The following is an 8,299-nucleotide window of genomic DNA, read 5'->3' on the forward strand; positions in this document are numbered from 1 at the left end:
ATCCTACTCGGCCGCAGTGCGCCGGGTGACGCGCTCGAAGCGGCGCTGGCGCGCCTCGGTGCGCGGATCGTCCATCTCGGCCACCATCGCGTCGGCCACCCAGGCGTCGCGGCCGGAGACGTAGGTCCGGTTTGTCTGCGCCGGGTTGCGGTTGACCAGCGGCCGGGCATAGAGCGGATGGCGCATGCTGCGCACCTCGTGCTCGATCTGGAACAGCGGCTTGCCGCTGTCGAGGTCGGAGATCATCTCGAAGCGGTACTGGTGCTCATTGCTTTCCTCGGTGATCAGGCTGCGCTCCAGCAGCTTCTTGTGCGGCCGCGAGAAGTTGGCGACGTAGACCTGGATGTGATGGCCGTCGTAGGGGATCGGCTCTGCGTCGGTCTCGCGGAACACCAGCTCCTGGCCCGAGCCGACCGAGACATGCGCCGCACGACCGCCCTTCGCCTTGTCGATGCGCGTCATGGTATCGAAGGCAGAGCGGTAGAACTTGGCGATGCCATCGGCCGAGCCGACCGGCACGTCGAACTCGACGAAGGGCATGCCGAGCGCCATCCGGCCGAAGCGCGGCGCCGGCTCGTAGCACAGGAGCGTGTTGCCCCACGGACAGGTCGTCGCGACGTGGTCGTCGTGCTCGACGAAGGCGAACTTCGTGCCTTCGAGCGGCTTCTTCATGCGTTCCAACCGGGCAAGCAGCGCCTCGCGGTCGGGCAGCACCAGGCCGACGCGGCCGCGCAGGCGCTGCGGCGTGCCGGTGATCAGGTGGAACTGGCTCTGCCCGACATTGACCCACATGTTGTCGACGCTGGTCATCAGGTAGGGATCGCGGGTGAGCCCGAGGCCGCTGATGTAGAAGAGCGTGCCGGTGATCTGGTCGGCAATCTGCAGGTTGACGTGCTCGAGACCGACGACATTGCCGAGATCCTCGGCGCTGCGATCATACTGCTTGTCCATCGCTGACCTCTTGTCCATCGCTGACCTCCTCAGGTTCGCTGCCAGCCATGACTTTAGGCCAGCCTGATTTCGATTGGCAGCCCCCCGGAAACATGCGGAACTGCGCCCAAGACAACCCCGGCATACCGGCGTGCACCACAATGCTGAGAAAATGAGGCGGGTTACCGCCCCATTTTCATAGGAGGAAACAGGCATGATCACCAAATTCGACAGTTCGTATGTCGGCTCGGTCGACATCGAAGACGCCGGATATCTCGGCAAGCCGATCAACGATCGCAACTACTCGAATGCCGAGCTCGCAGAAACTCTGCACAAGGCAGTGTCCTACGCCAAGAAGATGGACGAGTTGGGCTATAATACCTTTTGGATGGCGGAGCACCATTTCCAGCCGGAAGGCACGGAATGCATCCCCAACCTGCTGATGATGGCGATGCACCTGGTGAACCAGACGAGGCACCTCAAGATCGGTTGCGGATTCAACGTCGTGCCGATGTGGCACCCGCTGCGACTGGCGGAAGACTATGCCATGGCCGACATCCTGAGCGGCGGCCGCGTCATCTTCGGCGTCGCCCGCGGCTACCACACGCGCGAGGTCGAGAGCTTCGGCGCGCCGCTGATCGACCAGAACGCCAACCGCGAGCTGTTCGAGGAGGGCGTCGACATCGTCTTCAAGGCGTTCAACGAGGAGCGCTTCTCGCACAAGGGCAAGTACTACACGATTCCGCCCGAGGTGCCGTACCGCGGCTACACGCTGAAGGAGATCGCCCTGGTGCCGCGCCCGATGCGCGTGCCGGTCGAGTGCTGGCAGCCCATCCAGAGTGGCTCGCAACGCGCCTTCGACTTCATGGCCAAGCACGGCATCAGCGGGGTGATCGGCGGTGGCTCGGCCGAGGGTGGCGCGGTCGATCGCCACATGACCGAGTTCCGGGCCGCCTATGCCCGCCGCGGCATCGCGCTCGAACCGGGCGAGCGGCTGTCCCTCGGCTACCAGTTCCACATCGCCGAAAGCCGCGAAGCCGCCATGCGCGCCGCAGGGAAATACTACGAAGAGAACATGAAGATGTTCGGCGAGCTGCGCCTGGTGCGCGCTCTGACCGACGAGCAGATCGCGGCGATGCGTGACCCGCGCCTGGTCGGCACCGTCAAGCTGCCGACCATCGAGGACGCGGTGAAGGCGGGCGGCTTTCTCGCTGGCACGCCGGCCGACATCATCGAGCAGCTCAAGGCCGTCGAGAAACGCTACCCGGGCCTCGAGCGCGTCAGCTGCAGCATGCCGCTCGGCACGCCGCTCGCGGTGACCCTGGAGCAGCTCGACCGCTTCGCCAAGGAAGTGATGCCGGCATTCCGGTCCGGCGCCGCCACGACCCGCGCCGCGGCGGATTGAATTTCTCCTGCCCAGCGAAGCTGGGGAGGAGTGATGATCAGCAACGTATCCAGCGAGGGGAGAAACCAATGATCTTCGAGATGAGAACCTACCTGCTGAAACCCGGAACCGGGCCGGCGGTCGAGGAAGCGTTCGGCGCTTCCTATCCGGCGCGCGCCAAGCTCTCACGCATTGCCGGCTTCTGGCGCACCGAGGTCGGCACGCTCAACCAGATCATCCACATCTGGCCCTACGAGAATATCGCCCAGCGCGAGAGCATCCGCGCCGAAGCGGTCAAGACCGGCGTTTGGCCGCCGCCCAACGTCGCCGACAACTTCCTCGAGATGGAAACCAAGATCCTCTACGCCGCGCCTTTCTCGAAGCATTTCGAGCCGGCCGAGCATGGCGGCCTCTACGAGTTCCGCACTTACACCTACAGTGCCGGCGCCATCCCCAAGGTCATCGAGGCGTGGGCACCCCGCATCGAGGCGCGTACTGCCATCTCGCCGCTGGTTTTCGCCGGCTACACCGAGATCGGCCCGCTCAACCAGTGGGTCCACATCTGGGCCTACAGGAGCATGGCCGATCGCGAGACGCGGCGCGCCCAGGCGATGAAGCCCGGCCTGTGGCCGCCGCCGCGCCACGAGAGCGTGGTCCTGCACAAGCAGACCAGCACCTTTGCCGTCCCGGCGAAGTGGTCGCCGCTTCGCTAAGAACCTGTAGTGAATTTCACGAGATGAGTGCATGCGGCAAGGTTGTCATCCCGAGCGCAGCGAGGGACCTTTGAGGCAACAGGAAAGGTCCCTCGCCGCGCTCGGGATGACAGAGTTTTCGTCGCGCGCACCACGCGTCAATGTCGGAATCTGAAGCACTTGTTTTGTTGCAGCCTCTAATCCTGCCTGCCTTCCCGCTGCGAGACACACCATGATCTTCGAGATGCGCACCTACCTCATGAAGCCCGGCAGCATTCCCCGGGTCGAGGAGCTGTTCGGCGCGGGCCTGCCGGCGCGCGCCAGGCTCTCCCGGTTCGGAGGCTTCTGGCGCACCGAGGTGGGCACGCTCAACCAGATCATCCACGTCTGGCCATACAAGGACCTCGCCGAGCGCGAGCGCATTCGCGCCGAGGCGATCCGGACCGGCATCTGGCCGGTCAAGATCCAGGACGTCATCCTCGAGATGGAGTCCAAGATCCTTCACGCCGCGCCGTTCTCGCCGCACTTCGAGCCAGGCGAGCACGGCAATCTCTACGAGTTCCGCACCTATACCTACAGCGCTGGCGCCATCCCCAAGGTGATCGAGGCGTGGACGCCGCTGATCGGCGCGCGCTCGACGATCTCGCCGCTGATCTTCGCTGGCCATACCGAGATCGGCCCTCTCAACCAGTGGGTCCATGTCTGGGCCTACAAGAACATGGCCGACCGCGAGACGCGGCGTGCACAGGCCATGAAGCCGGGCGTCTGGCCGCCGCCCCGCCATGAGAGCGTGACGCTGCGCAGTCAGTCCAGCACCTTCGCGGTGCCTGCGTCGTGGTCGCCCTTGCGGTAGTATTGCGGAACAAGCAATCGAGGAGACGTGACAATGACGGTCGCGATTCGCCAGATCGGGCTGTGCTTCGCAGGTGAGGTCGACGGCGTCGACATACGCCGTCCGCTCACTTCGGATGAAGCGGTGGCCATTCATGCCGGCATGGACAGGTACGCCGTGCTGGTATTCCGCAACCAGGATATCGACGATGCCCAGCAGCTAGCCTTCACCCAGGGCCTGGGCGACATCGAGCACGCCATCGGCTCGAGCCTGCGCGCACCCAGCGAGTATCGCCTGCCGACGACTTTCGCCGACGTCTCCAACCTCGACAAGGACAATACGCCCTACGCGCGCGACGATCGCCGGCGGCTGTTCGCCATCGGCAACCGCCTGTGGCATTCCGACAGCTCGTTCAAGGTGACGCCGGCGAAGTACTCCCTGCTGCACGCCGTCAGCCTGCCGTCGAAGGGCGGCGACACCCAGTTCGCCGACATGCGCGCCGCCTACGACGCGCTCGACGAGGAGACCAAGGATCTGGTCGAAGGCATGGTGTGCGAGCATTCGCAGATCTACTCGCGCCAGCTGATCGGCTTTTTCGACCTTACCGACGAGGAGCGCGAGCGCTTCGCCCCGGTGCGGCAATGCATGGTGCGCGTCCATCCGGTGACGGGCCGCAAGTCGCTCTACCTGTCGTCGCATGCCGGCGGCATCGTCGGCTGGCCGGTGCCGGAGGCGCGCGGCTTCCTGCGCGACCTGATCGAGCACGCCACGCAGCGCGAGTTCGTCTACACCCACAAATGGCGGCTGGGCGATCTCGTGATGTGGGACAATCGCCAGACCATGCATCGCGCCCGGCCGTTCCCGGCCAACGAGCCGCGTGACATGCGCCGGACCACCCTGGCCGGCGACGGACCGACCGCCGAGCAGGCTTCGGCCGCCGTGCACTGAGAGTTGCGTCGCGGCAACTCCCAAAAGCCTCGATTTGCGCTACTCTGGCCCACCTCTTCAGAGAGTTGGACCACGGCGACCGGAGGAAGTGGCATGACGATTCGTTCCGTAAACACATGGCTCGGCGGCCTGGCAGCAGGCCTCCTGGGTGTCGTCGCCGCATCGGCGGTGGTCGCCCAGCAGCTCGGACCGCAGGAATTCCGCGATCCCAAGACAGGCCAGATCTGGACGCCGGAGAATGTCGGCGGCAGGAGCGGGCCTAACACGCCGCAGGATCGCGCCTTCAACCCGCAGGGGCAGGTCATCACGTCGCCCGGCAACGTCGTGCAGACGCCGGCCGTGACCGTGCTCGGAACAGTGCCGATTACGGCAGGCCCGACTGTGCCGATCGCCATTATCGATGGCGCCACGCTGTCGGCCATCCCGGCGCAGCACTGGCAGGTCGTGCTCTATCTCAACAACAACAGCGCCGCGCCGATCAATCCGGTGGTCGAATGCCGGTTCACCAATGCCGGCAACGTGGTCCTGACCGCGACCGCCAACCTTCCGACGGTTGCCGGCGGCCAGCGCGTCGGCCTCACGATCTACGGCCCGGCGACGACGCTGTTCGTCGACCGCGCCGACTGCCGCCTGCTCTCGCCGGCGTAGTTCATGTTCTCCTCCCCAGCGAAGCTGGGGAGGTGTCCGCGTCTTCGCGGACGGAGGGGTCATGAGCATCGCGACTCTGACTCATGACCCCTCCGTCGCGTATGACGCGACACCTCCCCAGCGAAGACGCTGGGGAGGGGCTTGATTACCCCTTCAGCAGGGCCGCCATGATGCGGTCGCGGCTGAGCGGCATGTCGTGGATGCGAACGCCGAGCGCGTGCGCCACGGCGTTGCCGATCGCCGCCGCGGTCGGGCCGACCGTGCATTCGCCGACGCCGAGCGGCGGGTTGCCCGCCGGGTCGACGAACTCGACCTCCATCTCCGGGACCTCGCTGAAGCGCAGGATGGGATAGCTCTCCCAGTCGCGCGACGCGATGCCGTGCTCGTCGAGCTTGACCTGCTCCTTCAGGGTCCAGCTCACGGCCTGCACAATGCCGCCCTCCAGCTGGTTGCACGCGCCATCCGGGTTGACCACCAGGCCGGCGTCGGCGACGCACCAGATGCGATCGACCCGGACCGTCTCCTGCACCGTGACCGCCGCGACCACCGCGGCGTAGGCGGCGCGGTTCTTGTAGCGGGCCACGGCGAGACCCAGTCCCGTGCCGGTCCCCGCCGGACCGCGCGCGCGCCAGTTGGCGCGTTCCGCCACCAGCTCGGTGGTCCGGCGCGCCCGCTTCTCGGACAGGATCGACAGTCGATAGGCCAGCGGATCCTGGCCGGCACGATGAGCCAGATCGTCGATCATCGATTCGATGGCGAAGACGTTGGGCAGCGCGCCGAGGCCGCGCAGCGCCGAGGTGCGCACCGGCGGCCGCAGCACCAGGTGGTGCAGCACGCGGTGCGCCGGCACGTCGTAGATCGGCACGGTGTTGCGCGTGCCGCCGCCGCCGCGCGCTTCCGGCGGATCGAACGGCGTCACGTCCGGCGGCGGATTGGCCATGGCCTCGCTCGCCAGCAGGTAGCCGGTGCCGTTGCCTGGTCGCTGCACGTGCGTGGCGCTCCATACCTCGCTGGTCCAGTCGGCCGGCCGTCCCTGCTCGTCGAGATCGACATGCAGGCGGACCAGCATGGCCGGGCCAACCGGCTCGAAACCGAACTCCTCCTCGCGCCGCCATTGCAAGCGGATCGGCTTACCCGGCAGCTGCCGGGCGACCAGCGCGGCATCGAGCGCCGCATCGTCGGCGCCGTTGTGGCCGTAGCAGCCAGCACCGTGCAGATGGTGGGTGCTGATCGACTCCACCGGCAGGCCGAGCGCCTCGGCCAAATTGCGCCGCAGCGGATGCATGCCCTGGCCGTGCGACCACACCCTCAGTCGCCCGTTGCTGAACTCGGCGATGGCGCACGACGGCGCCAGCGAGGCGTGGGCAATGTAGGGGCGCGAGAAGGTCGCGGTCACGAGCCGCCGGGCCGGCGTCGTCGCCGGCGGCGCGCCGAGGCGCCGATCGTCGCTCGCCTGTCCCTCGAGCCATGCCGCTTCCTGCTGCACCGGATCGAGGCGCCGCGCGTTCTTCCAGATTGCGTGGTTTGGCGCCGCGGCGGCAGCCGCCTCGGCGACGCTCTCGACCGGGCTGACGAACGCCACGAAGCTGGCCTCGCGCACGATCTGCAACTCGCCCTTGGCGGCGCGCCGGATCGCAGCCTCGTCGAGCGAGTCGAGGGTCGCGCCGCGGCTGGGCTGCCGCAGGGTCCGGCCGTGCAGCACGCCTTTGGGCAGCACGTCATGCGCAAAGGCGGCGCCGCTCACCTTGGCCGGCAGGTCGACGCGCGGCACGCTCTGCCCGACCACGCGATAGGCCGACACCGGCTTGACCGGCACCGTGCCGGTGACGGCCTGGCTGAGATCAATCTCGGGCGCCACCGTCCAGTAATCCTGCCCGGTCGCCGCGCCGTTCTGCAGGATCTCGCCGTCGGCGACGCTCAGCTCGTCGCGGCTGCAATTGAGCCGCAGCGCCGCACGCTCCAGTGCCTTGGCGCGCACCTCGGCGCAGACCAGGCGCACCGAGCCGCCCGACACCTCGACCGACAGCGACGACGTCGTGTAGAGTTCGTCTGGTCCTTCGTCGCTGTCACCCGACAGCACGATGATCCGCTGGAACGGCACGTCGAGCTCGTCGGCGGCGATCTGGCCGATGGCCGTGACGACGCCCTGCCCCATCTCGACCTTGCCGGTGGCGATGCGCACGGTGCGATCGGGCAGGAAGCGGATCCAGCGATTGAGCCGGGGATTGTCGACCAGGCTCGCCGGCAGGACGGGCGCGGGCAGGACGGGCGCGCTCATGCCGGCCTCCCGTTGCGCATCGTCTCCGCCGCGCGCTGTACGGCGCGGATGATGCGCTGATGGGTGCCGCAGCGGCAGAGATGGCGGTCGAGCGCGGTCACGATGTCGGCGCGGCTCGGTTGCGGGTTGCGATCGAGCAGCGCCTTGGCCGACACGATGATGCCCGACAGGCAATAGCCGCACTGGCCGGCCTGCTCGTCGACGAAGGCCTGCTGCAGGGGATGCATGTCGGTCGCCGAGCCCAGCCCCTCGATGGTGATCACCGCGCGGCCGGCGACCGTGCCGACCTCGCGCGTGCAGGCATAGGCCGGCTCGCCGTCGACCAGCACCGTGCAGCAGCCGCACTGCTCCAGCCCACAGCCGTAGCGCGTACCCATCAGCCCGAGATGATTGCGCAACACCTCGAGCAGCGACGCCGTCTCCGCCGCCTCGACGCGCCGCGCCGCGCCGTTAACCGTGAGGGTGATGTCCAACTGTGCCTCCCCGATCCATCGCTGAAAGGTCCCTCGCGACGCGAAGGATGACAACCCCCTTGCTTGGGGGCACGCCACTTAGGGCCTGTCACAAAATAAATGCTCCATTTCACG

At 67.1% G+C, this 8,299-nt stretch carries 8 protein-coding genes; 5 read left to right on the forward strand and 3 right to left on the reverse strand.

Going from position 1 to position 8,299, the window contains the following annotated elements; genetic code table 11:
* Positions 1 to 3 precede the first annotated feature (3 nt).
* Entirely contained in the window at positions 4 to 969 is a 966-nt protein-coding gene (locus tag ACILR9_RS36090) for a hypothetical protein (RefSeq protein ID WP_395714838.1), read from the reverse strand.
* Positions 970 to 1,144: 175 nt separating this feature from the next.
* Here ACILR9_RS36090 and ACILR9_RS36095 point away from each other — a divergent pair, with 175 nt between their 5' ends.
* From ACILR9_RS36095 to ACILR9_RS36115, 5 genes are all read left to right on the forward strand, one after another.
* Positions 1,145 to 2,335 carry an LLM class flavin-dependent oxidoreductase gene (locus tag ACILR9_RS36095; protein WP_395714839.1) on the forward strand — a complete coding sequence of 397 codons (1,191 nt, stop codon included), beginning with the start codon at positions 1,145 to 1,147 and terminating at the stop codon, positions 2,333 to 2,335.
* 68 nt (positions 2,336 to 2,403) lie between these two features.
* The gene (locus ACILR9_RS36100; protein WP_395714840.1) at positions 2,404 to 3,027 is read left to right on the forward strand and encodes an NIPSNAP family protein; all 624 of its coding nucleotides are present in this window, start codon (positions 2,404 to 2,406) and stop codon (positions 3,025 to 3,027) included.
* Positions 3,028 to 3,238: 211 nt separating this feature from the next.
* Entirely contained in the window at positions 3,239 to 3,859 is a 621-nt protein-coding gene (locus ACILR9_RS36105; RefSeq protein WP_395714841.1) for an NIPSNAP family protein, read from the forward strand.
* A 33-nt stretch (positions 3,860 to 3,892) separates the two neighbouring features.
* Positions 3,893 to 4,786, forward strand: a complete 894-nt coding sequence (locus ACILR9_RS36110) for a TauD/TfdA dioxygenase family protein (RefSeq protein WP_395714842.1) — start codon at positions 3,893 to 3,895, stop codon at positions 4,784 to 4,786.
* A gap of 93 nt (positions 4,787 to 4,879) precedes the next feature.
* Positions 4,880 to 5,434, forward strand: coding sequence for a hypothetical protein (locus ACILR9_RS36115; RefSeq protein WP_395714843.1), 555 nt, complete (start codon positions 4,880 to 4,882; stop codon positions 5,432 to 5,434).
* 145 nt (positions 5,435 to 5,579) lie between these two features.
* Here the strand turns inward: ACILR9_RS36115 and ACILR9_RS36120 are convergent, their stop codons facing one another.
* Complete coding sequence (locus ACILR9_RS36120) at positions 5,580 to 7,712, reverse strand: molybdopterin cofactor-binding domain-containing protein (RefSeq protein WP_395714844.1); 2,133 nt, start codon at positions 7,710 to 7,712, stop codon at positions 5,580 to 5,582.
* Positions 7,709 to 8,185, reverse strand: a complete 477-nt coding sequence (locus ACILR9_RS36125; protein WP_395714845.1) for a (2Fe-2S)-binding protein — start codon at positions 8,183 to 8,185, stop codon at positions 7,709 to 7,711. Before ACILR9_RS36125 ends, ACILR9_RS36120 begins: the two co-directional genes overlap by 4 nt.
* Positions 8,186 to 8,299 lie beyond the last annotated feature (114 nt).

This window comes from Reyranella sp. (genome assembly GCF_044224635.1).
Taxonomy (GTDB): domain Bacteria; phylum Pseudomonadota; class Alphaproteobacteria; order Reyranellales; family Reyranellaceae; genus Reyranella.